The sequence below is a fragment of the Streptomyces sp. NPDC006551 genome (assembly GCF_040611675.1).
Taxonomy (GTDB): domain Bacteria; phylum Actinomycetota; class Actinomycetes; order Streptomycetales; family Streptomycetaceae; genus Streptomyces.
Genome location: NZ_JBEXOT010000024.1, coordinates 1 through 25,376, shown reverse-complemented (window position 1 = coordinate 25,376; position 25,376 = coordinate 1). Strand labels below are relative to the sequence as shown.

Annotated in this window: 22 protein-coding genes; 15 read left to right on the top strand and 7 right to left on the bottom strand. The window is 73.6% G+C overall.

Translation table 11 applies throughout. The annotated features are described in order from the left end of the window. The first annotated feature begins 293 nt into the window (after positions 1–293). The 3 genes from ABZY12_RS21325 to ABZY12_RS21315 all read left to right on the top strand — a co-directional run bounded on the left by ABZY12_RS21325 (position 294) and on the right by ABZY12_RS21315 (position 4,613). Positions 294–1,556 carry an MFS transporter gene (locus tag ABZY12_RS21325; RefSeq protein WP_356892555.1) on the top strand — a complete coding sequence of 421 codons (1,263 nt, stop codon included), beginning with the start codon at positions 294–296 and terminating at the stop codon, positions 1,554–1,556. A 268-nt stretch (positions 1,557–1,824) separates the two neighbouring features. Further along, complete coding sequence (gene opcA, locus ABZY12_RS21320) at positions 1,825–2,787, top strand: glucose-6-phosphate dehydrogenase assembly protein OpcA (protein ID WP_356892553.1); 963 nt, start codon at positions 1,825–1,827, stop codon at positions 2,785–2,787. A 452-nt stretch (positions 2,788–3,239) separates the two neighbouring features. Continuing rightward, entirely contained in the window at positions 3,240–4,613 is a 1,374-nt protein-coding gene (locus ABZY12_RS21315) for an MFS transporter (protein WP_356892551.1), read from the top strand. A 72-nt stretch (positions 4,614–4,685) separates the two neighbouring features. Here ABZY12_RS21315 and ABZY12_RS21310 read toward each other — a convergent pair whose 3' ends face one another. Next, a complete protein-coding gene (locus tag ABZY12_RS21310; protein ID WP_356892549.1) occupies positions 4,686–5,873 on the bottom strand; it encodes a 4-hydroxybenzoate 3-monooxygenase in 1,188 nt (395 codons plus the stop codon). 171 nt (positions 5,874–6,044) lie between these two features. Here ABZY12_RS21310 and ABZY12_RS21305 point away from each other — a divergent pair, with 171 nt between their 5' ends. Beyond that, positions 6,045–7,832, top strand: coding sequence for an IclR family transcriptional regulator C-terminal domain-containing protein (locus ABZY12_RS21305; RefSeq protein WP_356892547.1), 1,788 nt, complete (start codon positions 6,045–6,047; stop codon positions 7,830–7,832). Between the two features lie 274 nt (positions 7,833–8,106). Here the strand turns inward: ABZY12_RS21305 and ABZY12_RS21300 are convergent, their stop codons facing one another. Then, a complete protein-coding gene (locus ABZY12_RS21300) occupies positions 8,107–8,640 on the bottom strand; it encodes a MarR family transcriptional regulator (RefSeq protein ID WP_356892545.1) in 534 nt (177 codons plus the stop codon). Between the two features lie 186 nt (positions 8,641–8,826). Here ABZY12_RS21300 and ABZY12_RS21295 point away from each other — a divergent pair, with 186 nt between their 5' ends. The 6 genes from ABZY12_RS21295 (at position 8,827) to pcaD (ending at position 14,430) form a co-directional block, all read left to right on the top strand. After that, positions 8,827–9,606, top strand: a complete 780-nt coding sequence (locus tag ABZY12_RS21295; protein WP_356892543.1) for a CoA transferase subunit A — start codon at positions 8,827–8,829, stop codon at positions 9,604–9,606. Further along, positions 9,603–10,253 (top strand): CoA transferase subunit B, encoded by a 651-nt coding sequence (locus ABZY12_RS21290; RefSeq protein WP_356892541.1) that lies wholly within the window; start codon positions 9,603–9,605, stop codon positions 10,251–10,253. The genes ABZY12_RS21295 and ABZY12_RS21290 overlap by 4 nt, the downstream gene beginning before the upstream one ends. Before the next feature lie 195 nt (positions 10,254–10,448). Continuing rightward, positions 10,449–11,219 (top strand): protocatechuate 3,4-dioxygenase subunit beta, encoded by a 771-nt coding sequence (pcaH, locus tag ABZY12_RS21285; RefSeq protein WP_356892539.1) that lies wholly within the window; start codon positions 10,449–10,451, stop codon positions 11,217–11,219. 6 nt (positions 11,220–11,225) lie between these two features. Next, positions 11,226–11,798, top strand: a complete 573-nt coding sequence (gene pcaG / locus ABZY12_RS21280; protein ID WP_356892537.1) for a protocatechuate 3,4-dioxygenase subunit alpha — start codon at positions 11,226–11,228, stop codon at positions 11,796–11,798. A 125-nt stretch (positions 11,799–11,923) separates the two neighbouring features. Then, positions 11,924–13,297, top strand: a complete 1,374-nt coding sequence (gene pcaB, locus ABZY12_RS21275) for a 3-carboxy-cis,cis-muconate cycloisomerase (RefSeq protein ID WP_356892656.1) — start codon at positions 11,924–11,926, stop codon at positions 13,295–13,297. Beyond that, positions 13,294–14,430: a 3-oxoadipate enol-lactonase gene (pcaD, locus tag ABZY12_RS21270; protein WP_356892535.1), complete on the top strand. Its 1,137-nt coding sequence runs from the start codon at positions 13,294–13,296 to the stop codon at positions 14,428–14,430. The genes pcaB and pcaD overlap by 4 nt, the downstream gene beginning before the upstream one ends. A gap of 258 nt (positions 14,431–14,688) precedes the next feature. Here the strand turns inward: pcaD and ABZY12_RS21265 are convergent, their stop codons facing one another. Continuing rightward, complete coding sequence (locus ABZY12_RS21265; RefSeq protein WP_356892533.1) at positions 14,689–15,045, bottom strand: hypothetical protein; 357 nt, start codon at positions 15,043–15,045, stop codon at positions 14,689–14,691. 259 nt (positions 15,046–15,304) lie between these two features. Here ABZY12_RS21265 and ABZY12_RS21260 point away from each other — a divergent pair, with 259 nt between their 5' ends. The 5 genes from ABZY12_RS21260 to ABZY12_RS21240 all read left to right on the top strand — a co-directional run bounded on the left by ABZY12_RS21260 (position 15,305) and on the right by ABZY12_RS21240 (position 20,709). Then, complete coding sequence (locus ABZY12_RS21260) at positions 15,305–16,678, top strand: MFS transporter (RefSeq protein WP_356892531.1); 1,374 nt, start codon at positions 15,305–15,307, stop codon at positions 16,676–16,678. Between the two features lie 103 nt (positions 16,679–16,781). Then, positions 16,782–17,252 (top strand): type II 3-dehydroquinate dehydratase, encoded by a 471-nt coding sequence (gene aroQ, locus ABZY12_RS21255; RefSeq protein ID WP_356892529.1) that lies wholly within the window; start codon positions 16,782–16,784, stop codon positions 17,250–17,252. Next, positions 17,249–18,109, top strand: coding sequence for a shikimate dehydrogenase (locus ABZY12_RS21250; RefSeq protein WP_356892527.1), 861 nt, complete (start codon positions 17,249–17,251; stop codon positions 18,107–18,109). The genes aroQ and ABZY12_RS21250 overlap by 4 nt, the downstream gene beginning before the upstream one ends. 66 nt (positions 18,110–18,175) lie before the next feature. Then, a complete protein-coding gene (locus ABZY12_RS21245) occupies positions 18,176–19,981 on the top strand; it encodes a TIM barrel protein (protein WP_356892654.1) in 1,806 nt (601 codons plus the stop codon). Positions 19,982–20,049: 68 nt separating this feature from the next. Continuing rightward, complete coding sequence (locus ABZY12_RS21240) at positions 20,050–20,709, top strand: TetR family transcriptional regulator (protein ID WP_356892525.1); 660 nt, start codon at positions 20,050–20,052, stop codon at positions 20,707–20,709. On the opposite strand, the gene ABZY12_RS21235 is transcribed toward ABZY12_RS21240, so the two are convergent. From ABZY12_RS21235 to ABZY12_RS21220, 4 genes are read right to left on the bottom strand one after another with little or no spacing between them, the layout of a single operon-like run. Then, positions 20,681–21,916: an MFS transporter gene (locus ABZY12_RS21235; RefSeq protein ID WP_356892523.1), complete on the bottom strand. Its 1,236-nt coding sequence runs from the start codon at positions 21,914–21,916 to the stop codon at positions 20,681–20,683. The genes ABZY12_RS21240 and ABZY12_RS21235 overlap by 29 nt on opposite strands. Next, the gene (locus ABZY12_RS21230; protein ID WP_356892521.1) at positions 21,913–22,587 is read right to left on the bottom strand and encodes a dipeptide/oligopeptide/nickel ABC transporter ATP-binding protein; all 675 of its coding nucleotides are present in this window, start codon (positions 22,585–22,587) and stop codon (positions 21,913–21,915) included. The genes ABZY12_RS21235 and ABZY12_RS21230 overlap by 4 nt, the downstream gene beginning before the upstream one ends. Then, positions 22,584–23,522, bottom strand: coding sequence for an ABC transporter ATP-binding protein (locus ABZY12_RS21225; protein WP_356892519.1), 939 nt, complete (start codon positions 23,520–23,522; stop codon positions 22,584–22,586). Before ABZY12_RS21225 ends, ABZY12_RS21230 begins: the two co-directional genes overlap by 4 nt. Next, positions 23,512–25,242 (bottom strand): ABC transporter permease subunit, encoded by a 1,731-nt coding sequence (locus tag ABZY12_RS21220; RefSeq protein ID WP_356892517.1) that lies wholly within the window; start codon positions 25,240–25,242, stop codon positions 23,512–23,514. The genes ABZY12_RS21225 and ABZY12_RS21220 overlap by 11 nt, the downstream gene beginning before the upstream one ends. Positions 25,243–25,376: the final 134 nt, after the last annotated feature.

Here is a 25,376-nt window from a genome sequence, read left to right as displayed (position 1 = left end):
GTGCCGCGGATCGGTGACGGCCGTGTACCGGAGCGCTGTACCGGAGAAACGGCGCCACCCCAGGCGGCGGCGCGATCGACGCACTCGTAAGCCGGGAGTTCTGGCGTCGACGATAATTGCGTACGCGGGTTACATGCAAGCGGGCATACGTGCGTACGCGCTTAAGCGTTGTGCGCATGTGTCGGTCGCGGCCCGAGGGGCGAGAGAAAGCCCGCGCTTGCAACTAACGCGCGTGTGCAAGTATTGTGGACGCAAGCAAAGCGCCTCTGCAAATTTTTTGGAAGGTACTCCTCATGCCGCTCGCGCTTCTCGCCCTCGCGATGGGGGCCTTCGGAATCGGCACGACAGAATTCGTGATCATGGGCTTGCTGCCCGACGTCGCGGCCGATTTCGGTGTCTCCATCCCCACCGCCGGCTTCCTCGTCACCGGCTACGCCCTCGGTGTCGTCGTGGGCGCACCGCTGCTGACCGTGCTCGGCACCAAGGTGACCCGCAAGCGGATGCTGATGGTCCTCATGGGGTTGTTCGTGCTCGGCAACGCCCTGTCCGCCGTCGCCCCCAGCTTCGGCCTCATGGTGGCCGGCCGGATCGTCGCCTCGCTCGCCCACGGTGCCTTCTTCGGGATCGGCTCGGTCGTGGCGGCCGAGCTGGTCGCACCGGAGAAGAAGGCCGGCGCCATCGCCATGATGTTCACGGGCCTCACCGTCGCCAATGTCGTCGGCGTCCCCGGCGGCACCCTCATCGGCCACGCCATCGGCTGGCGCACCACGTTCGTCATCGTCGCCGCACTCGGCGTCGTGGGTCTCCTCGGTATCGCCCGGCTCGTCCCGGACACGCCGAAGCCCGAAGGCGTACGCGTACGGCACGAACTGGCCGCGTTCAAGAACGCCCAGGTGCTCCTGGCCATGGCGATGACCGTGCTCGGCTTCGGCGGAGTCTTCGCCGCCATCACCTACATCGCCCCCATGATGACCGAGGTCGCCGGCTACGCCGAGTCCTCCGTCACCTGGCTGCTGGTCCTGTTCGGCCTCGGCATGGTCGTGGGCAACCTCGTCGGCGGCAGGTACGCCGACCGCAGGCTGATGCCGATGCTCTTCATCTCCCTCGGCGCACTCGCCGTCGTCCTGGCGCTGTTCACGGTCACGGCGCACGACAAGGTCCTCGCGGCGATCTCCATCGCGCTCGTCGGCGCCCTCGGCTTCGCCACCGTGCCCCCGCTGCAGAAGCGGGTCCTCGACCACGCGCACGGGGCGCCGACCCTCGCCTCCGCCGTCAACATCGGTGCCTTCAACCTCGGCAACGCGCTCGCCGCCTGGCTCGGTGGCCTGGTCATCGCCGCGGGCCTCGGCTACACCGCGCCCAACTGGGTCGGTGCCGCCCTGGCCGCCGCCGCGCTCCTGCTGGCCTTCGTCTCGGCAGGCCTCGAGCGCCGTGACCGGGTGGCGGGCCGGGGTGTGACGGGGGACGTCGTCGCCGGTCAGACCGGTACGCGTCCCGCGGATGCCCAGCTTGCGAAGGCCGAAGCCGACCGGCCGACCGCGTCCGCCCTCCACTGACGGCTCGCGGCCCGCGGACGCGGGTACGCGGCATACGGCATACGGCATACGGCATCGTCATTCGGAAATACGGATCGGAACGACGGCCCGCCGCCCGGCGCCAGTACCTCTCTGGACGCCCGGTACGGCGAGTCGTCGGCCGATTCCGGGCCTGTTCCCCTTCCGTACCGAAGAGTTCGAGAAGCTGTGGAAGAACCCCGGCCCAGCGAGCGCTACGGGAACAGCGGCAGACTCGCTCGTACGAGACGGAAGGAAACGGGCACCGGTCATGAAGATCGATCTCACCGACACCACCTCCAGCAAGATCAACAAGGCGATCCTGTCGGGCCGCCGGTCCATCGGGATGCCGGCCGTCGGAATGGTGCTCACCCTCGTCATCGTCACGGACGAGGAGAACGCCTACGACTCGCTCAAGGCCGCCAACGAGGCGTCGCACGAGCACCCCTCGCGCACCCTCGTGGTGATCAAGCGGCACGCCCGTTCGCCCCGCGAGAGGCTTGAGGCCCGGCTGGACGCGGAGGTCCGCGTGGGCAGCGACGCGGGCGCCGGTGAGACCGTAGTGCTGCGGCTGCACGGTGAACTCGGCGCGCGTGCCGACTCCGTCGTCCTGCCGCTGCTGCTGCCCGACGCGCCCGTCGTCGTCTGGTGGCCGGTGGACGCGCCCGAGGTGCCGTCCAAGGACCCGCTGGGCTCGCTCGCCCAGCGGCGGATCACCGACGCGTACGCCGTGGAGGATCCGCTGGCGGCGCTCGCGGCACGCGCCGCGTCGTACGCCCCCGGCGACACCGACCTGGCCTGGACCCGGCTCACGCCGTGGCGCTCGATGCTCGCCGCGGCGCTCGACCAGGCCCGCGCGACCGTGATCTCGGCCGCCGTGGAGAGCGAGGCCGACAATCCCAGCGCCGAGCTGCTGGCCCGCTGGTTCGCGGACCGGCTGCGGGTCCCGGTCGAGCAGGTCGTCACCGAGGGGCCGGTCGTCACGGCCGTCCGGCTGGGCACACCCGACGGGGAGATCCGCATCGACCGGCCCGAGGGGCCGGTGGCGAGGCTGGCCATTCCCGGTCAGCCCAGCCGGGTCCTGGCCCTGAAGGTACGGACGACCGCCGAGCTGATCGCGGAGGAACTGCGCCGGCTCGACCCCGACGAGATCTACGCCTCGGCCCTCCGCGCCCAGGTCAACCCGCCGACCCCGGTCCGCCCCCTGACGGAGCCCTCGCCGCCGGCGCCCTGACCTGGACGTTCCTGCCGGCGGCAGCCGCGTGGGGGCCCGTCCGGCGCATTGTCGACCGCCCGCCGCCGGCGGCCGCGAGGGCCAGGGCCGGCGGCGGGGCCGTGGCCGTACGGTGCCACGCCCGCCCTGGCGAAGGCCCAGTTCCGGCCGCCCGCCAGTGCCCGCCCGGCCAGTGCCAGCGCGACCAGTGCCGGCCCGGGCCAGTGCCGGCCCGGGCCGGCGCCCGTCCGGGGCGTGCGCCCGGCCCCCGCGACAGCCCGGTGGCCGGGCCCACCTCCAGCGCCCCCGGCCCCTCGCGGCGTCGGCACCCCCGCCTCCCGCCCCGTCGGCGGCAACGCGGAATCGTCGCTCCCGATCATTGACAGCCGTCCCCCTCGCCCCGACACTCTTGCCACTCGTCAGTGAAGCATTCTTCACCAGGCGAACGAGCCGCTCGCGATTCAGGGACTCATATGACCTCCACCTCTGCCCCGGCCTCCCCGCCCGGCGCCCCCCGTACCTTCCGCACGGTCCTGCCGGTGCTCGCGCTGTGCTGGCTTGCCGTGTTCTTCGACGGCATGGACGTCAACATCTACGGCGCCGTGATGCCGCACATGCTCGACGACGCCGGGCTCGGGCTCACCCCGGCCGGGGCGGGGACCGTCGGGAGTTGGACCACCTTCGGCATGCTCGTCGGCGCGCTCGCCGCAGGGAACGTCACCGACTGGCTGGGGCGCCGCCCCATGCTCGTCGCCAGCGTCGTGCTGTTCTCCCTCGGCTCAGCCCTCTGCGCGCTCGCGTACGACGTCACCTTCTTCGGCGCCGGCCGGTTCGTCGCCGGGCTCGGTCTCGGCGGGCTGATGCCACTCTGTCTGGCCATGGTGCTGGAGTTCGCCCCGCCGCGCCGCGCCGCCCTGATGACCGGGCTCCTGATGACCTCGTACCACGCCGGGGGCATGGCGGCGACGGGTCTCGGGCTCACCCTCGCGCCCGCCGCCGGCTGGCGCTGGGTGTTCTGGGCGGGCGTCCTGCCGGCCGTGATCGCCGTACCGCTGCTCCTGAAGCTGCTGCCCGAGTCGCCCGGTGTGCTGCTCGCGCGGGGCGACCGCGCAGGGGCCGACGCGGTCGCCGACCGCTACGGTCTCGCCCGTCCGGCCGCCGTCGAGGCTCCGGCCGCCGGTGCGAAGGGCAGGATCGACGCGATACGGGCGCTGTTCCGCCCCGAGTCGCGCTGGGCGACCCCGCTGCTCTGGCTGGCCTCCTTCTGCGGACTGCTCCTCGTCTACGGAGTCTCCACCTGGCTGCCGACCATGATGCGGGCCTCCGGGTACGGCCTCAGCTCCTCCGTCAGCTTCCTCATGGTCATCAACGCGGGCGGCATCGTCGGCATGCTGATCGCGGGACGCACCGCCGACCGCTTCGGCGCCGTCCGGGTCTCCGCGATCTGGTTCGTCCTCACGGCGGCCGGCGCGCTGCTGCTGAAGGCGCAGCTTCCGCTGGGCGTCACCTACGCCGTCGTCGCCGTCACCGGGATCTGGCTCTTCAGCGCGCAGGTCATGGTGTACGCGGCGACCGGCACCGTCTACCGCGACAGCGAGCGCGCCGCCGGGCTCGGCCTCGTCACCGGCGTGGGCCGCACGGGGGCGGTCGTCGGCCCCTGGCTCGTCGGCGTCCTCGCCTCGAACGGCAACCAGGGCTGGGGCTTCACCGCTTTCGCCCTCGCCGGCCTGGTGGGCGCGGCGGCCATCGCTCTCGTCCCGCTCGCCCAGCGTCTCGGGCGATCCGGCGGGCGCGCGACACCCGCCTCCGCCACCGCCCCGGCGTCCGTCCCTCTCGTCAAGGACTGAGAGACGAAGGCGCGGCCTGCCGGACCCCCGGCGGGCCGCGCCTTCGCCGCTCCTGCGCGCGTGCCGCGCCGATCAGTGGCGGCCGAGCGGCAACCCGACGTAGTTCTCGGCCAGTTCGGCGGAGGCGTGCGGCGAGCTCGCGATCCGCTCCAGCTGGGAGAGCTGGAGCCGGGTGTCGAACGCGGATTGCCCGGGATCGGTGTGCAGCGTCGTCGTCATGAAGTACGAGAAGTGCTCGGCCCTCCAGACCCGGCGCAGGCAGGTGTCGGAGTACGCGTCGAGGAGCTCGGCCGAGCCCGTGGAGGACCGGTGGGCGAGCGCCCGGGCGAGAACGATCACGTCGGCGGCGGCGAGGTTGAGTCCCTTCGCACCGGTCGGCGGAACGATGTGCGCCGCGTCCCCGGCGAGGAAGACCCGGCCCCAGCGCATCGGCTCCGTCACCGAACTGCGCATCGGCAGCACGGACTTCTGGGTGACCGGTCCGCGCTTGAGCCGCCACTGGGGATCCGATGCGAGCGCGAGGCGGGCGTCGAGCTCGTCCCAGATCCGTTCGTCGGACCAGTCGGCCGGATCGGTGCCGTTCGGCACCTGGAGGTAGAGCCGGCTCACGGAGGGCGAGCGCATGCTCGCCAGCGCGAAGCCCCGCTCGGAGTGCGCGTAGATCAACTCGTCGTAGGCGGGCGGGGCTTCGGCGAGTATGCCGAGCCAGGAGTATGGATACGTCCGCTCGTACGTCCTGCGGACACCCTCGGGCACGGCCGCCCGCGTGACGCCGTGGAAGCCGTCGCAGCCGACCACATAGTCACAGGTCAGCGTCTGCTCACGGCCCTCGTGGGTGTAGCGGATCACCGGACGGTCGGTGTCCGCTCCTTCCACCGCGCTGACCTCCGCCCCGAACAACAGGGGACCGCCGTCGGCCACTTGGAGCGCGACGAGATCCTTGACCACCTCGGTCTGGGCGTAGACCCAGACCCTGCGGCCGCCGGTGAGCGAGGGGAAGTCCACTCGGTGGGCCCGGCCGTCGAAGCGGAGTTCCACGCCGTCGTGGACCAGGCCCTCGGCGTCGAGCCGGGCGCCCGCCCCGACGGCGCGCAGGGCGTCGACCGTGGCCTGTTCGAGGATCCCGGCGCGCTGGCGCCGCTCGACATAGGCGCGGTCTCGGCTCTCCAGGACCACGCTGTCGACGCCGGCGTTGTGCAGCAGGCGGGCGAGCAGCAGGCCGGAGGGGCCGCCGCCGATGATCCCGACGGTGGTGTGCATGCGATCTCCATCCCCGGACGTTCGTGACGTTCCCGGTGTTCGTATAGTGAAGGAAAGTTCACCGAAGAGTCCGCCGAGTCTGCGCCCGCCGCCGTCGGCTGTCAACGGTCCCGGCGTGGCCGCACCGGGCCCTTCCTCTACGGTGTCCCCAAGATCCGCCAGGGAGAGACCATGTCACCGACCGACACCGACGCACCGCCGGAGGCCGTCGCCCCGCTGATGCGCGGCCTCGCCGTGCTGCGCGCGCTCACCGACGCCGACGGGGTCCTCAGCCTCAGCGACCTGGAGCGGACCACCGGTCTCGCACGCTCCACCGTCGACCGGGTCACCGGGACGCTCGCCCGCATGGGATACGTACGTCTCGACGGCCGCGACGTCTTCCTCGCCCCCCGCCTGATGGAACTCGGCAACGCCTATCTGGCCTCCCTCCGCCTCCCCGGCCTGCTCGGCCGGCACGCCGACGCCCTCGCCGACGAGCTGGACGAATCGGTCTCGCTCGCGGTCGGCGACGGCGACGGCATCCGCTTCGTCCACCAGGCGACGCGGCGCCGCGCCATGTCCTTGAGCTTCCGCATCGGCGATCTGCTGCCCGCCGAACGCACCGCCCCGGGCGCCCTGTTCGCCGCCGACTGGACGGAGGCCGACTGGGAGCGCTGGCGCGCGCGCCGGCTCGCCGACCCGCGGGACGCCGGCTTTCCCGCGGTACCACCCGGCGGTGCACCAGGCGCCGGATCGGGCGTCGGGCCGGCGGGTGGTCTGGATGTCGGATCGGCGGGTGGTCCAAGTGTCGGGCCGGCGGGTGGTCCGGGCGTCGGGACGAATGACAGGCCGGACGACCGGCCGAACCGCCGACCGGACGGCGGGGACTTCGCCGCACGGGCGGCGCGGGCGGGGGAGCGGGGCTGGGCCCTCGACGACCAGCTCATCGAGCCGGGCCTCGTCGCGCTCGCCCTGCCCGTACGGGGCGCCGACGGCGCCGTGGCCTGCGTGGCGAGCGTCGTGAGCCACACCAGCCGCCACTCCGCCGAGTCCTTGCGAGACGCGATGCTGCCCCGGCTGCGGTCGGCCGTGACGGCCTGGGAGGAGCTGCTCCGGCAGGCACCGCCGCCCCGGGAGGAGCCGCCCCTGCCGGCCGCGGGTCTCGCGGCCTGGACGCATGCCTCGAAACAGGAGCTCGGGCGCGGCTTCATCGAGTCCCTCGCGCGCGGCCTCACGGTACTGACCGCCTTCGGTGAGGGCCGCGGCGCCTTGCCCCTGACCGCCGTGGCCGAGGCGACCGGGCTCGCCCGGGCCACCGCCCGGCGCGCCCTGATCACCCTGGAGCATCTCGGGTACGTGAGCGGCGAGGGCCGGCTGTTCCGGCTCACCCCCCGGGTGCTCGCCCTCGGGTTCCCGTATATCTCCCGCATGCCGCTGCCGCAGATCGCCGCACCGCACCTGGCCGAGCTGTCGCGTCGCGTGCACGACTCGGCGTCCTTGGCCGTGCTCGCCGGCGCGGACATCCGCTACACGGCCCGGGTCGCCACCCGGCGCATCATGAGCGTCCACATCACCGTCGGCACGCGCTTCCCCGCCCACGCCACGTCCCTGGGCCGGGTGATGCTCGCCGACCTCCCCTCCCGCGAACGCGAGGCATGGCTGGCCGGCATCGAGCCGCAGGCCCTCACCCCGCACACGGTCACCGAGCGCGCGGAACTGTCCGCCCTGCTGGAACGGGTGAGGGAGCAGGGGTACGCCCTCGTCGACGAGGAGCTGGAGCAGGGACTGCGGTCGATCGCCGTACCGGTCCGCGACCGGGCGGGCGTCGTCGTGGCGGCGGTCAACGTGGCCATGCACAGCAGCCGCCGCACCGTCGAGGAGTGCGTCGAGGTCGTCCTTCCCGAGCTGCGTGCCACCGCCGCACGGATCGAGGACGACCTGCGCACGGCGGGGCGGTTCGCGAGCGTGCCGGTGGTCTGACCGGCCCGCCGTACGAGCCGGTCGGCCGTGCGAGCCGGTCCGTCGTACGCGCCGGTCACGCCGTACGAGTCGATCCGCCGTACGAGTCGGTCCGTCGTACGCGCCGGTCACCGCCGTACGAGCCGGTCCGCCGGCCGTGACGGTTTCGCGCGGGCCCGTCCGGTCGGCGCAGCGGTTCCGTCGGCCCTGGTCCGGCCGGCGCGGCGAGCCCGTACGGCCCGGTCCGCCGGCCGTGACGGTTCCGTACGCCCGCTCGTCCGTCGCGTCCGGACCGTCAGGCGGAGGAGACCGGCTCCGCCTGAGCGCCGGTCTCCGAGACGGCGACCGGCTCCGCCTGAGAGCCGGTCTCCGAGACGGCGACCGGCTCTGCCGGAGTGCGCAGGCGCTCCGCCGCGTCCGACACCCGCAGCAGCAGGTTCATGAACTGCGCCTGCTCCTCGGTCGAGAGCGGCGCGAGGAAGACTTGGTTCATCCGCGCCGTACGCAGCGTCAGCTTGCGGTGGATCCGCTCGCCCTCCTCGGTCAGGCGCAGCAGGAACCGTCGGCCGTCCCCCGGGTCGCGCACCTTGTCGAGCAGACCGCGCCGGGTGAGCCGGGTGATGACCTCGGCGATGGTGGAGCGGTCGAGGCCGACGCGTTCGCCCACGGTCCGCTGGTCGAGGCCGGGCTCCGCCATCAGGGCGTTGAGGACGCCGAACTGCGGGGAGGTGATCTCCTCCGAGACCATCGCGTTCCACAGCAGATGATGCGCCTGCTGGAGCCGTCGGGCCAGGTGCCCGGGATGGGTGGTCAGGTCCACTGCGGCCATGAGGTGTCTCCCGCCCTGCGCCCGCATTCGTCTGTCTGATTCGTTGGTGCACTGAACAATACCCGCCTTCGTTGGAAGGCGCGGGCTGCTGTGGGGTGCTATTGACGGCCGGTGAGGCGGGTGCCAGCATGGCCGTGTCGGAATAAACGCTCAGTGCACTGACTAATAACGCGGGAGGCTTCTCGTATGGACAAGGTGGTCGCCACAGCCGCCGAGGCGGTGGTCGACGTCCGGGACGGGGCCTCCCTCGCCGTGGGCGGCTTCGGCCTGAGCGGTGTGCCGAACGCGCTGATCGAGGCGGTCCACGCCCAGGGCGCCAGGGACCTGCGGGTGGTGTCGAACAACTGCGGGGCGATGGACTCGGGCCTCGCGGTGCTCCTCGCCGCGGGCCGGATCGCCCGGGTGACGGGGTCGTACATCGGGGCCAACAAGGAGTTCGCCCGTCAGTACCTCGCCGGTGAGCTGGAGGTGGAGCTGATCCCGCAGGGCACGCTCGCCGAGCGCCTCCGCGCCGGCGGCTGCGGCATCCCGGCGTTCTACACCCCGGCCGGAGTCGGCACCCAGGTCGCGGAGGGCGGCCTGCCCTGGCGGTACGACGGCCGGGGCGGGGTCGCGCTGGCCTCGCCGGCGAAGGAGGTGCGGGAGTTCGACGGCAGCGAGTACGTCCTGGAGCGCGGGATCCGCACGGACTTCGCCCTCGTGCGGGCGGCGAAGGGCGACCGGCACGGAAACCTCGTCTTCAACAAGTCCAGCCGGAACTTCAACCCGTTGGCGGCGATGGCGGGGAAGGTCGCCATCGCCGAGGTCGAGCAGTTGGTGGAGCCGGGGGAGATCGATCCCGACGAGGTCCATCTGCCCGGCATCTTCGTCCAACGAGTGGTGGCACTGACCGCCGAGCAAGCGGCGGACAAGCGGATCGAACGGCGCACGGTCGCCGCGCCCCCGGCAGGAGGGACCACACGATGAGCTGGACTCGCGAGCAGATGGCTGCCCGCGCCGCGCGGGAACTGAAGGACGGCCAGTACGTCAACCTCGGCATCGGCCTGCCGACCCTGATCCCCAACCACCTGCCCCCAGGCGTCGAGGTGGTGCTCGAGTCGGAGAACGGCATCCTCGGCACCGGCCCCTACCCGACGGAGGACCAGGTCGACCCGGACCTGATCAACGCGGGCAAGGAGACGGTCACGGTGCTGCCGGGAGCGTCCTACTTCGACTCGGCCCTCTCCTTCGGCATGATCCGCGGCGGTCACATCGACGTCGCCGTCCTGGGAGCGATGCAGGTCTCCGCGCGCGGAGACCTCGCCAACTGGGCGGTCCCGGGGAAGCTGGTCACCGGGATCGGCGGGGCGATGGACCTGGTCCACGGCGCCCGCACGGTCGTCGTGGTGATGACCCACACCGCCAAGGACGGCTCGGCGAAGATCGTCGAGGACTGCGATCTGCCGCTGACCGGCCGGAGTTGCGTGGACCGGATCATCACGGACCTCGGCGTCCTCGACGTCACGGACGACGGGCTCGTGCTCGTCGAGACCGCCCCGGGCGTCGACACCGACGACCTCCTCGCCAGGACCGCCGCGAAGGTCCGTCTGCCCGAACCCGCCCGCGCCCGCTGACCCGCCGGGCCCGGTACCGGGGCGCGCACGCCCACTGGCTCAGCCACGCCCGCTGACCCGGCCGGGCCCCGTACCCCGCCGCGCGCCCACTCACTCGGCCGGGCCCGTCTCCCGTTGCCCCCGGCCCGACCCCCGCACGCCGCCCCCCCTCGGACCCGTACTCGAACCCCGTACTCAGACCCCTGGGACATCCTCATGGCTCTCACCCAGTCGGACATCGACACCGAGATCGACGACCTGCAGAACGCGTACGACAAGGAGCTGGCCGCCGGCGCGCCCGCGCGCAGCCATCCGGCCCGTGACTACGCTCCGTACCGCAGCTCGCTGCTCCGCCACCCCCGCCGGCCGCTCGTCGCCGTGAACGGCGGTGACCCGGAGACGGTCGAGCTCTCCGGTCCGGTCTTCGGGCCCACCGACGTCACCGAGATCGACAACGACCTCACCCGGCAGCACCCGGGGGAGCCCCTCGGCGAGCGGATCACCGTCTCCGGGCGCCTCCTCGACCGGTCCGGCCGCCCGGTGCGCGGTCAGCTGATCGAGCTGTGGCAGGCCAACGCCTCCGGCCGGTACGCCCATCTGCGCGACCAGCACCCCGCCCCGCTCGACCCCAACTTCACGGGCGTCGGCCGTACCCTCACCGACGACCAGGGCCGCTACCGCTTCACGACCGTCAAGCCGGGCGCGTACCCGTGGCGCAACCACACCAACGCGTGGCGCCCCGCCCACATCCACTTCTCCCTCTTCGGTACGGCGTTCACCCAGCGGCTCGTGACGCAGATGTACTTTCCGGGGGACCCGTTGTTCGCGTACGACCCGATCCTGCGCTCGGTCACCGACCGCGCCGCGCGCGAACGGCTCGTCGCCGCCTACCGCCACGAGCTCTCGCAGCCCGAGTTCTCGCTCGGCTACGAATGGGACATCGTCCTCGACGGTCCCTCCGCCACCTGGATCGAGGAAGGACGCTAGCCGGACATGAGCGAGACGACCGAGCTGTTCCCGCCCACCCCCTCTCACACCGTCGGGCCCTTCTACGGCTACGCGCTGCCCTTCCCCGAGGGGGAGCGCGTAGCGCCGGAGGGCCACCCCGAGCGGATCACCCTGCACGGTCACGTACGGGACGGCGCGGGTGCCCCCGTCCCCGACGCGGTCCTGGAGTTCTGGCAGGCGGCCCCCGACGGCTCCCTCGACGGCGCGCCGGGTTCGATGCGGCGCGATCCCGTGACCGGCGGCTTCCTCGGCCGCAACGGCACCGACTTCACCGGCTTCGGCCGGGTCGCCACGGACGCCGACGGTCACTACGCCCTGCACACCCTTCCGCCCGGCAACGCGGGACTGCCGTACATCAGCGTCTGCGTGTTCGCGCGAGGGCTGCTGCACCACCTCTTCACCCGTGCGTATCTGCGCGACGGCGCCGACCCGCTGCTGGACGCCCTGCCGGACGAGCGGCGCGCCACGCTGGTCGCACGCCCGGGCGAGAACCGCACGTACCGTTTCGACATCCGCCTTCAGGGCGAAGGCGAAACAGTCTTCCTGGAGTTCCGGTGACTCACGCCTCCGACGGCGCCGATCCCCGCGACGCCGGCCTCCCCGGCACCGACCCGCACGACGCCGGCCTCCCCGGCGCCGATCCCCGCGACGCCGGCCTTCTCGATGTCGGCCTGCTCGCCCCCGTGCGGGCGGGCTCCCCGGCCGAGACGGCGACCGGCGACACCGCGTTCCTCCAGGCCATGCTCGAAGCGGAGGCGGCGCTGGCCCGCGCCCAGGCCGCCGTCGGCGACACCCCGGCCGAGGCCGCCCACGCCGTGACGGCCGCCGCCGACGCGGGCCGATTCGACGTGCGCGACCTGGCCCTGCGGGCCCGTGACGGCGGCAATCCCGTCATTCCGCTGGTCGCCGACCTCACGGCGGCCGTGCCGGGGGAGTGGCGCCCGTACGTCCACCGGGGCGCGACCAGCCAGGACATCATGGACACCGCGACGATGCTCGTCGCGGCCCGCGCCCTGGACCTGGTCCTCGCCGACCTCGACCGGACGGAACGGGCCCTCGCCGCACTGGCCGCCGCGCACCGGGACACGACCATGGCCGGCCGCACCCTCACCCAGCACGCCGTGCCCACCACCTTCGGGCTCAAGGCGGCGGGCTGGCGCTCGCTGGTCCTCGACGCGCGGGACCGCGTCCGGCAGGTACGGGACTCCCTTCCGGCCCAACTCGGGGGCGCCGCAGGCACCTTGTCGGCCTTCGAGGCGTACGGCGGCGGCTCCCCCGAGCCGGAGACCGAGCCCGCTCCCCGATCCGCGTCCGTCCCCGCGTCCGCCTCCGCCTCCGCCTCCGGCGCCGCGTTCGTCGAGCGACTCGTGGCCGCCTACGCCCAGGAGACCGGCCTCGCCGTACCCCTCCTTCCCTGGCACACCCTCCGCACCCCCGTCGCCGACCTCGCCGGCGCCCTCGCCTTCACCGCCGGCGCGCTCGGCAAGACGGCCGTCGACGTGCTCACCCTGTCGCGGACCGAGATCGGTGAAGTGACGGAGGGCGCGGGCGGCGGCTCCTCGGCCATGCCGCACAAGGCCAACCCCGTCCGCGCCACCCTCGTCGCGTCCGCCGCACGGCGCGCCCCGCACCTCGCGGCCGCCCTGTACGCCTCGATGGCGGCGGAGGACGAGCGCCCGGCCGGCGCCTGGCACGCCGAGTGGGAGCCTCTGCGCGAACTGCTCCGCCTCGTCGGCGGAGCCGCCCACGCCGCCGCCGAACTCGCCGGAGACCTGCGCGTCCATCCGGACACCATGCGCGAAAACCTCGACCTCACCGACGGGTTGATCGTCTCCGAACGGCTCTCCGCCGCACTCGCCCCGCTGCTGGGACGGGCGCCTGCCAGGCGACTCCTCACGGAACTCGCCCGACGCACCCGCACCGAGGGACGCTCACTCACCGAACTCCTCGCTGAAGAAGAGGAGTTGAAGGGCGTCGATCTCAGTGATCTCACCGACCCCACCCGCTGCACCGGCTCCGCCGGAGCCCTGACCGACCGCGCCCTGGAGCGACGTTGACCACACAGCCGTACGAAGGACTGCTCCACCACCGTGCCGAAGGGCCCGCCACCGGACCGGTCCTCGTCCTCGGCCCCTCGCTCGGCACGTCCACCGCTCTGTGGGACGCGGTCGCGCCGGAACTCTCCGCGACCCACCGGGTGGTGCGCTGGGATCTCCCCGGTCACGGCGGTTCCCCGGCCTCCCTCATCGGACCGGGAGCGACGGTCGCCGACCTGGCGGGGCTCGTCCTGGCCCTCGCCGACGCCCTGGGCGTCGACCGTTTCTCGTACGCGGGCGTGTCTCTCGGCGGGGCCGTCGGACTCCACCTCGCCGTTCACCACCCCGAGCGGGTGGACCGGCTGGCCGTGCTCTGCTCCTCCGCGCACTTCGGCGGATCGGCGATGTGGCGGGAGCGGGCGGCCACGGTACGCCGTGAAGGACTCGCCGCACTGGCGGAGACCGCCCCATCCCGTTGGTTCACGCCCGGTCACACCGTCCCCGGCCTGATCGACGACCACCGCAAGGCCGATCCGGAGGCGTACGCCGCCTGCTGTGACGCGCTCGCGGCCTTCGATCTCCGCGAACGGCTGCCGTCCATCACCGCGCCGACCCTCCTCGTCGCAGGTCGGGAGGACCCCGCGACCCCGCCCGCCCATCTCAGGGAGATCGCCGACGCCGTGCCCGGTGCCGCGCTCACCGAGATCCCCGGCGCCTCCCATCTGGCGCCCGCCGAGCGGCCCGAGGCCGTCCTCACGGCGCTGACCGCCCACTTCACGCGCTGCGCCCGGCGCGGCATGGAGGTGCGCCGCGAGGTCCTCGGCGACGCGCACGTGGACCGCGCGCAGGCGCGCCAGTCCGGCTTCACGGCCCGCTATCAGGACTTCATCTCCCGCTATGCCTGGGGGGAGATCTGGACCGACACCACGCTCTCGCGTCGCGAGCGCAGCCTGATCACGCTGACCGCCCTGGTCGCGCACGGTCACCTCGACGAGCTCGCCATGCACGTCCGAGCGGCGCGCCGCAACGGCCTGACGGAGGACGAGATCGGCGCGGCGCTGCTCCAGACCGCCGTCTACTGCGGCGTCCCGGCCGCCAACGCGGCCTTCGCCGTGGCCCAGCGCGTCCTGGAGGAGGACACGCCGGACCGCTGACCCCACCCGCGCGCCGGGCGCCCCCCCCGTGTCCCGGCGCGGTGAGCCACGAGCCCGACGCGCGGGGCTCACGCCCCGGCCGCCGCGGTCGGAGGCTCGGGGCCCGGGCTCAGCCCCAGCCGCCCGGTCGGAGGCTCGGGGCCCGGGCTCACGCCCCCGGCGCGCCGCGGCCCCAGCCCGGCGCGCCGGGCCCACGGCTCGGTTCGCCACAGTCGTGGCGCGGGCTCACGCCCCCCAGCTGCCGCGCCGGTGCGCGGTTCAGCGCGTGAGGCGGTGGTCCGCCGCCTTACGCGCTTCCTCACGCCAACTCTGTGAGATCCGGCGGGCCTCGTCGGCCGAGTCGACGCCCAGGGCCCCGGCGACGGCCTCCCAGGATTGCCCGGAGGCCAGCAGTGCCTCGACGGCCGCGCCGACGCTCAGGTCGGCGCCGCGCCGGGCGTGGTCCAGGGCCCTCAGCGTGCCCAGGAGGTCGTCGGCGGTGGCCGAGTCGCGGAGCGCGCGAGCGGCGGCCTCGCGTCCCTGGACCGCGGTGACCCACCAGTCCGCGGCGGTGTGCGAGGGGTGCGGTCCCTGCGTTTCCCGAGGTTCCTGTGTTCCTTGCGTTCCCTGCGTCATGAGACGCCCTTCCGCTAGGTGCTCAGTGCACTGAGCACAGCTGGGTGTTGTTACGGCCGGATGTATTGACACCGCCCCGAGCGCGGGGGAGCATCGCCACCAGGTTAATTAACTATCTAGTGCGTTAACTGCACGTGTCAGGGTGTGCGCCCCGCTCGCCACCCCGCTCCGGCGCTCTCCTCGTGACGACGCCGACCCCCGTAGCCTCTCGCAGTCCGCCCCAGCCCCTGGGTAGGCTGCACACCCCCGAGGAGTTCACGTGTCCGCTGACCCGCAGGCCGACCGGGCGCCCGCCGCCCCGCCCCAGGGCAAGCCCCGCAAGGCCGCGTTCGCCGCCTGGATCGGCAGCGCGCTGGAGTACTACGACTTCTTCATCTACGGCAGCGCCGCCGCCCTGGTCTTCCCGAAGGTCTTCTTCGACCCCGACGACCCGGCCACCGCCACCCTGATCTCCCTGGCGACCTTCGGCGTGGCGTACGCCGCCCGACCCGTCGGGGCGCTCGTGCTCGGCCATGTCGGCGACCGGCTCGGCCGACGGACGATCATGGTGTGGACCCTCGTCCTGATGGGCCTGTCCACCTTCCTCATCGGCTGTCTGCCGACGTACGCCCAGGCCGGCACCCTCGCCCCGGCGCTCCTCGTCCTGATGCGGATCCTCCAGGGACTGTCCGCGGCCGGCGAGCAGGCCAGCGCGAACGCGATGACCCTGGAGCACGCCCCCGAGCACCGGCGCGGCTACTACACCAGCTTCACCCTGAACGGCACCCAGGCCGGTCAGATCCTCGCCACCCTCGTCTTCATCCCGATCGCCGCCCTGCCGGACGAGCAGCTGTACACGTGGGGCTGGCGCATCCCGTTCCTGCTCAGCGTCGTCGTCGCGGTCGTCGGCTACGTCATCCGCCGCACGCTGGAGGAGACCCCCGTCTTCCAGCAGGCGACCGCCGAGCGGGCCGTGGCCAGGATGCCGCTCGCGGAACTGTTCAAGAACCACTGGGCCGATGTGCTGCGCGTCGTCGCGGCCGCCCTCATCGCCACCGTGAGCACCATCTTCTCCGTATGGGCCCTGGCCTACGCCACCAGCGACGCGGTCGGCCTCGACAAGACCGGCATGCTCTGGGTCAACGGCTGCGCCAACGCGGTCGCGCTGCTCGCCATCCCGCTCTGGGCCCGGCTCTCGGACCGCGTCGGCCGCCGGCCCGTCTTCCTGATCGGCGCGCTCGGCAGCGGTGTCATGGTCTTCGTCTATCTCTGGGCGATCTCCACGGGCAGCTATCCGCTGGTCTTCGCCACCGGACTGCTCTTCTTCGGCGTCGTCTACAGCGCGGCCAACGGCATCTGGCCCTCCTTCTACGGCGAGATGTTCCCCGCCCGCGTCCGGCTGTCCGGCATGGCGGTCGGCACCCAGATCGGCTTCGCGGTCGCCGGATTCGCCGTCACCTTCGCCGCGAAGATCGCCGGCCCGGACGGGGACGACTGGACCGGTGTCGCCGTCTTCACCGCCGTCTTCTGCGTCATCTGCGCGATCGCCGTGGCCACCGGCCGTGAGACGCACCGCGTCCCCACGGCCGACCTCGGCCTCCCCGCGCGGCCCGAACCCGCCCCGACGCCGGCGCGCGAGTCCGCCGCGCTCTGAAGCAGCCGGCCCGTACCCGTCCGCGACCCCCACGCACGGCCCCCAAGGGCCCCACCCGGCCGCCTCTTCCGTGAACCGACCAGTTCGTACGAAAGGCACTCCCATGGAGACCTCCGTCCTCGTCCTCAACGGACCGAACCTCAACCTGCTGGGCCTGCGCGAGCCCGCGATCTACGGCACGGACACCCTCGACACGATCGAGCGCCTCTGCCACGACACCGGCGAAAGCCTCGGCCTGCGGGTCGACTTCCGCCAGAGCAACCACGAAGGCGTCCTCATCGACGCCGTACAGGAAGCCCGCACCACCCACCACGGCATCGTGATCAACCCCGCCGGCTACAGCCACACCTCCGTCGCCCTGCGCGACGCGCTCGCCGCCGTCGGACTCCCGGTCGTCGAGGTGCACCTGTCGAACATCCACCGCCGGGAGTCGTTCCGACACCACTCGTACGTCTCCGGCGTCGCCGACACCGTCATCTGCGGGGCCGGGTCCCACGGCTACGCCCTGGCCCTGACGCACCTCGCCCGGCTGGCGCGCCCCGCCGGCCGGACCTCCCAGGAGAGCCCGCGATGACCTCGTACCTCACCGGCCTGATCGGCTCCGGCATCGGCCCCTCCCTCAGCCCGGCCCTCCACGAGGCCGAGGCGGACCGGCACGGCGTACGGCTCGTCTACCGCACCCTCGACCTCGACACGCTCGGCGTCGAGCCCGAGGCCGTCGGCGATCTCGTACGTGCCGCCCGGCTCCTCGGCTTCGACGGCCTGAACATCACGCACCCCTGCAAGCAGCTCGTCATCGAGCACCTCGACGAACTGTCCCCCGAGGCCGCCGAACTCGGCGCCGTGAACACCGTCGTCTTCCACGGCGGGCGCGCCGTCGGCCACAACACCGACGTCACCGGCTTCGCCAAGGCATTCGCCCGCGGCCTGCCCGACGCCCCCACCGGCGACATCGTCCAGCTCGGCGCGGGCGGGGCCGGCGCCGCCGTGGCGCACGCCCTGCTGACCCTCGGCGCCGACCGGCTCACCCTCCTGGACACCGACCCCGCCCGCGCCGCGGCCCTCGCCGCCGCCCTCGACACCCGCTTCGGCCCCGGCCGGGCCGTGTCCGCGCCGCCGGCCGAAGCGGCGGACCGGCTCGCCCGCGCCGACGGACTCGTCCATGCCACCCCCACCGGCATGGCCGCCCACCCCGGCCTTCCCGTACCGGCCGACGTGCTCCGCCCCGGCCTGTGGGTGGCCGAGGTCGTCTACCGCCCCCTGGAGACCGCACTGCTCCGCGCGGCCCGCGCCGCCGGATGCCGCACCCTCGACGGCGGCGGCATGGCCGTCTTCCAGGCCGCCGACGCCTTCCGGCTCTTCACCGGACTGCGGCCGCACACCGAGCGGATGCTCGCCCACCTCGCCGATCTCGCCGCCACCCCGGCCTGAACGGAGCACCCCACCATGAACCCCCCGAGCCTCACCATGAACCCCCTGAGCCCCTCCGTGAACCCGCTGCGCACCTCCATCGCCACCGTCTCGCTCAGTGGCCCCCTCTCCGAGAAGCTGACCGCCGTCGCCGCCGCGGGATTCGACGGAGTGGAGATCTTCGAGAACGACCTGCTGACCGCTCCGCTCAGCCCCGAGGAGGTACGGCTGCGCTGCGCCGACCTCGGCCTGCGCATCGAGCTCTACCAGCCCTTCCGCGACTTCGAGGCCGTGCCCGCCGACCGGCTCGACCGGAACCTCCGGCGCGCCGAGCGGAAGTTCGACGTCATGGAACGCCTCGGCGCGGATCTGCTTCTCGTCTGTTCCAGCGTCGCTCCCGAGGCGCTCGACGACGACGCGCTCGCCGCCGAGCACCTGCGCCTCCTCGCCGAGCGGGCCGAGGAGCACGGCATCCGGATCGCCTACGAAGCCCTGGCCTGGGGGCGGCACATCAGTACGTACGACCATGCCTGGCGGGTGGTCGAGATGGCCGACCACCCGGCGCTCGGGACCTGCCTCGACAGCTTCCACATCCTCTCCCGGGGCTCCGACCCCGCGGGCATCGCGGAGATCCCCGGCGAGAAGATCTTCTTCCTGCAGCTCGCGGACGCGCCCCTGATGGCGATGGACGTCCTGCGGTGGAGCCGCCACCACCGGTGCTTCCCCGGCCAGGGCGGCTTCGACGTCGCCGGACTGGTGAGCACGGCCCTGCGCGCCGGATACCGAGGCCCGCTCTCCCTGGAAGTGTTCAACGACGTCTTCCGCCAGGCCGGAGCGGCCACCACCGCCGTCGACGCGCTGCGCTCCCTGCTGCTCCTCGGGGAGTCCGCCGGGCTGACCTCGCCGCCCGCGCCCTCCGTACCGACCGGCTTCGCCTTCGCCGAACTGGCCACCACCGACTCCGAACCGCTGCGCGGCATGCTCGGCGCGCTCGGCTTCAGCCGCACGGGCCGGCACACCTCGAAGCCGGTCGAGCTCTGGGAGCAGGGCGAGGCCCGGATCCTGCTCAACACGGGCTCCGCCGACCGCCGGAGCGGCCCGGCCTTGGCCGCCGTCGGCGTGGAGACCCCGGACCCCGGCCGGGCCGTACGGCGCGCCGAGGCCATGCTGGCCCCGGTCGTCCCCCGCCGTCGCGCGGCGCGGGACGCCCCGCTGGACGCGGTCGCGGCCCCCGACGCCACGGAGCTCTTCTTCTGCCGCACCGACGCGCCCGACCAGCCCAGCTGGACCCGCGACTTCGCGGCCGTGCCCGGTGATGTCGTACCGGCTGACGCCGTACCCGGTGGCGTACGACGGATCGACCACATCGCGCTGACCCAGCCCTGGCACCAGTACGACGAGGCGGCGCTGTTCTACACCTGCCTGCTCGGTCTGGCGGCCGACGACAGCCTCGACCTCGCCGACCCCTACGGGCTGCGCCGCAGCCGGGCCGTGGCCACCCAGGACGGCGGGGTCCGCGTCGTCCTCAACATCGCCCCGGCGCCCGGCCCCGACGACCACCGTCTCCAGCACATCGCACTCGCCACCGACGACCTCCTCACCACCGCCCGCCGGGCCCGCGACCGCGGAGCGGCCCTGCTGCCCATCCCCGCCAACTACTACGACGATCTCTACGCCCGCCACGCCCTGGATGCGGAGACCCTCGCCGCCTACACGGAACTCGGCATCCTCCACGACCGCGACGAGAAGGGGGAGTTCCTGCACTGCTACACCGCCACCGTCGGACGGGTCTTCTTCGAACTCGTGCAGCGCGTCGACGGCTACCAGGGCTACGGCGCCCGGAACGCGCCGGTGCGGCTGGCGGCCCAGCACGCCCACCAGCACACCGGCTGACGCCCCGGGCGCCGTCGGCCCCCACGGCTAGACTGACCGGCGCCGGACAGTCCGCCCCGAGGAGCCGCATGGCCGCCGCCGTCCCCCCGTCCACCCAGCCCGCCAAGCGCACCCGGGACGCGGCCCGGACGCGGGCGGAGATCCTCGACGTGGCCACGGAGGAATTCGCCCGCCTCGGCTTCGCCGGCGCCCGGGTGGACGAGATCGCCGCCCGGATGCGGACGACGAAGCGGATGATCTACTACTACTTCGGCAGCAAGGAACAGCTCTTCACCGCCGTCCTCGAACGGGCCTACACGGTCATCCGCAGCGAGGAGCAGAAACTGGACGTCGAGCACCTCGACCCCGTCTCCGCGATCCGCCGGCTGGCCGAGCTCACCTTCGACCACCACGAGGCCCACCCGGACTTCATCCGGCTGGTGAGCATCGAGAACATCCACGAGGCGGAACATATCGCCGCCTCACCGATCCTGAGCTCCCTCAGCTCGCCCGCGATCGACGTCATCGGCCGCATCCTGGAGGCCGGGCGCGCCCAGGGCGTCTTCACCGCCGAGGTGGACGCCGTCGACCTGCACGCCATGATCAGCTCGTTCTGCTTCTTCCGCATCTCCAACCGTCACACCTTCCGCACCCTCTTCGGCCGCGACCTGACCGAGGCGCATCACCGCGCCCACTACCGCACGATGCTGGGCGACATGGTCATCGCCTATCTGACGTCGGCGCGCTGACCTCTGCGGGCCGATCGCGGCGGCTTACCGTACGCGGGACGAACACCATGCCGAGGAGAGGCACCAGACCGAGGACGAGCCAGGGCACCGGCCCTTCCCGCTCCAGAAGCGCCCCGGCCGGGGCCGCGCCCAGCAGGACGATCAGACCGGAGAGGGACGAGAGCGCGCCCGTGAACAGTCCGAGCCGCTCGGGATCGACCAGTTCGGGTACGCACGCGCGGGCCGCCGGGACGACGAGCATCTGACCGAGGGTGAGGAGCACGGTGAAGGCGACGGCCGGCCACAGGCCCCCGAGCGTGAGCAGCGCGCCGGTCGCCGCGAACGCGACACCGATCAGCGCCAGTCCGCAGCGGACCATGCCCGGCCAGGTCATCCGCGCCGCCGCCCGGCGTTCCAGCGGCAGCTGGCCGACGACGACCAGCACGGAGGAGAGGGCGAACAGCCAGCCGAGCGCCCGCTGCGAGCCGGTGGCCCGGTCCAGCTCGGCCGGCAGCGCGAGATAGAGCTGGTTGTACGAGAGGAGATAGGCCGAGTACGCGAGGGCGAGGCCCAGGAAGCGGCGGTTGCGCAGCAGGGGCCGCCACTCGGTCGCGACCCGCCGCCCTTCCGGCCGCGCGCGCGGCATGAGGCGCCAGTGACCGGCCAGGACGACGGTGAACACCACGGCCCCGGCCAGACAGGCGGCCCTGAAGTGCCCGCCCGATCCGCCGCCCTCGCCCGTACCCGTTCCGTACAGCAGCAGCGCGCCGACGACCGGTCCGACGAGGGCGCCCGCCTGCCCGCCGGTGGAGAAGAGAGCGAGCGTCCGGGTGCGGGCCGGGCCGCCACCGCTCTCGACGCGGACGGCCTCGCGCGCGACCTCCGTCTCGACCGCCGGGGAGAAGAGGGCGGCGGCGAACCCGACCAGGACCACGGCACCGGCGACCGCCCAGGTGGAGGCGGCGAACGCGAGCCAGACGAAGCCCGCGACGCGCAGCGCGCAGCCGGTGAGGACGACGGGCCGGGCGCCGTACCGGTCGGTCAGCGCGCCGCCGACGACGAACATGCCCTGCTGGCTGAAGGTCCGCAGGCCCAGGATCAGCCCGACGAGCCAGCCGCCGAGGCCCAGCGCGCCGCCCAGATGGTCGGCGAGGTAGGGCAGGACGGCGAAGAAGCCGACGTTGAAAGCGAACTGACTGATGATCAGGAGGCGGGTGAGGGAGGTCACGCGACGAGCTTTCCGTTCCGCATGGTGAGGACGCGGTCGCTCATGTGCCGCACGGCCGCCATGTCGTGGGAGATGAAGAGACAGCCGAGGCCGAGCCGGTCCTGGAGGTCGAGGAGGAGATTGAGGACCCCGGCCCGCAGGGACGGGTCGAGCGCCGAGACGGGCTCGTCGAGGACGAGGAGGTCGGGGTCGCTCGCCAGGGCGCGGGCGATTCCCGCCCGCTGGCACTGCCCGCCGGACAGCTCGTGCGGCAGCCGCTCGCCGTGGGAACCGTCGAGGCCGACGCTGTCCAGGAGCTCGGCGACCCGGCCGGGTCCCGCCGTCCGCGACCAGCGCCCCTGGACGCGCAGCGGCTCGGCGATCTGCTCGCGGATCCGCCGCCGTGGGCTGAGGGAGCCGTACGGGTCCTGGAAGACGGGCTGGAGGCGCGGCCGGACGGCACGCAGCTCCCGGCCGCCCATCCCGGTCAGCTCCAGGCCGTCGAAGAGGACCGAGCCGCTGTGCGGGCGCCGCAACTGCAGCACGGCGGCGGCGGTGGACGACTTCCCGCAGCCGGACGGGCCGACGAGCCCGACCGTCTCACCGGCGCCCACCTGGAACGAGACACCGTCGACGACGGTGACCGATCCGTACCGTACGACCAGGTCACGGACGTCGAGCAGCGGGTTCATACGGTCTCCGGGACGGCGAGATGGCAGGCGACCTCGCGCCCGTCGACAGGGCGGGGCTCGGGTGCCTGGGTGTGGCAGCGGTCGACGGCCCGCGAGCAGCGGGGGGCGAAGGCGCAGCCCGCCGTCAGCTCGCCCGGTGCCGGGGGCCGGCCGGGCAGGGCGGGCAACCGGGTCCTGGGCTTCCCGTCGACGGCCGGCAGAGAGGCGAGCAGACCGGCGGTGTACGGCGCCAGAGGCCGGGTCAGCACCCGCTCCGCCGGCCCGTACTCGGCCAGGCGACCGGCGTAGACGACCGCCATCCGGTCGGCGTGGGCCCGTACGACCCCGATGTCGTGGGTGACCAGGACGAGGGAGGCACCCGTGGCCGAGCACCGCTCGCGGAGGAGTCCGAGAACCCTCTCCTGGGTCTCGGGGTCCAGGGCGGTGGTGGGCTCGTCGGCGACGACGAGGTCGGGTTCGTTCACCAACGCCATCGCGAGCACCGCGCGTTGCCGCATACCGCCGGAGAACTCGTGCGGATGGCAACGGGACTTGGCGGTGGGGATGCCGACCGCCTCCAGGGCGGCCTCGGCCCGCCGCCGCGCCTCCCTCCGGGAAAGACCCTGGACCGACCGCAGGGCGAGCGACAGCTGCTCGCCCACGGGATGGACGGGGGAGAGCGCCGACAGCGAGTCCTGGGGTACGAGCGCGATACGGCGGCCCCAGTCGGCGGGCGTGACCGGCGCGCCGTTCAGGAGCACGACGCCATCGACCGACGCCCCGCGCGGGACCATGCCGAGCAGGGCGCGGGCGGTCAGGGACTTCCCGGCCCCCGACTCGCCCACCAGGGCCAGGACCTCACCGGGGAGCACCTCGAAGGAGACGCCCCGCACCACGTCCACGCCGTCGAATCCGACGCGCAGCCCGCGCACCGAGAGCACAGGGTCAGACCGCACCGCGGGCCGCCTTTCCTCGTACGGACAGGGATCGGGAGTGGGGCCGCGGCCGGGCCGCGGCGAGGGTGACGGCGAGCGCGGCGAGCAGCGCCAGCGCGATCGCGGGCGCCAGGGCCGCCACCGGCGCCCGCTCGACGTAATCGGCGGACTCGTCGAGCAGCAGACCCCACTCGGGGGACGGCGGCTGCGCGCCGAGCCCGAGGAAGCCGAGCGAGGCCAGGGCCAGCGCGATGCCGGGCAGGCGCAGCACGGCGTGCCGGCCGACCGGGCCGGCCACGGACGGCAGGACGTGACGGCTCACGATCCACAGCGGGCTCGCGCCCATCGCCCGCTGCGCCGCCAGAAACGCGGAGGCGCGCACCTCCTGGGTGAGGGCCGCCGCATGGGCCGCGAGCGGAGGCCAGGAGACCACGGTGACGGCGAGCGCCGCCGCGCCCGTGCCGGGTCCCGTCGCGGCGGCCACCAGGATGCCGGCGACGACCGGGGGCACGGCGTTGGCGATGTCGGCGAGGCCGGAGGCGAGCCGTGGCAGGAAGCCGAGTCCGAGGGCGAGCAGATACCCGAGCAGACCGACGCCGGCCGCCGTGCCGATCGTCGACGCCGCACCGTGTCCGAGCCGGGCGAGGACGTCGCGGCCGAGCGCGTCGGTGCCCAGCGGGTGCCCGGGGGAGGGGGCGGCGAGACGGGCCGCGGTGTCGATCGCGTACGGCTCACGGAGCAGCCCCCAGCCGATCACGGCGAGCAGGACCGCGCCGAGGACGACCGGGACGACGGTGGGGACCCGGACCGGGCGGACGGCGGGCAGTGTGAGGCCCGCGTCGCGCAGGGCGGGCCCCAGCAGCCTGCGGCGTACGGCGGCGGCCAGCGCGCCCACGAGCAGTCCGAGCGCCAGCAGCGCCAGCACCGATCCCTGGAGGAGCGGCAGATCCTGCGACTTGGCCGCACCCAGGGCCGTACGGCCGAGGCCGGGAACCGCGAAGACGGTCTCCACGGCGACCGCGCCGCCGGTCAGGCCGACCGCCACCATGCCGAACTGCGGCACCAGCGGCGGCAGTGCGCGCCGCAGCGCCGCCGCGGCGATCCGCGCCCTGCCGACGCCCGCACCACGCCACAGCTCCACCCAGCGCTCGTCGAGGACGGCGGGCAGGGCGTCGGCGACCAGCCGGCCGAGCAGCGCGCCCGCCGGCACGCCGAGGGCGAGGGCCGGGAGCACCAGATGTGCCGGACCGGCCCAGCCGGAGGTCGGGAACCAGCCGAGCCAGACTCCCGCCACGATCAACAGGCCGAGAGAGAGGAGGAATTCGGGGACGGCGGCGAGCGCCGCGGCCCACGCCCCCGTGGTGGCCCGCCCCCGCACGAGTACCGGCACGGCCGCCGCGGAACCCAGCAGCAGCGCCACGGCGAGCGCCGCGCCCATCAGGGTCAGGGACACCTGGAGCCCGGCGGCGACCGAGGGGAGAACGTCCGTGCCGGACACCCAGGAGATCCCGAGGTCCCCCCGGAGGAGGCCGCCCGCCCAGCCGCCGAGGAGTCCGAGCGGACCCGCGTCCAGTCCGAGGTCCGCGCGGATCGCGGCCAGCGCCTCGGGTGTCGGCTCCTGTTCGGCGGAGCGCGCCCGCAGCAGGCTCAGCGCGGGATCCTTGCCCGACAGCCACGGCAGCAGGCCGGTCACGGTCAGGACCGCGACCAGGCCGGCCGTCCTGGCCAGTGCCGTCCTCACTCGACCGAGGTGTCGAGCGTGACGAGGGCGCGCTCCCGGGGGTCGTGGGGGGGGGGGCGGGCCCGCGCCGCGGCGCGCCGGCGGGCCCGCGCGGGCGGCCGGGGGGGGGCGGGGGGGGTGGGGTCTTAGCAGGT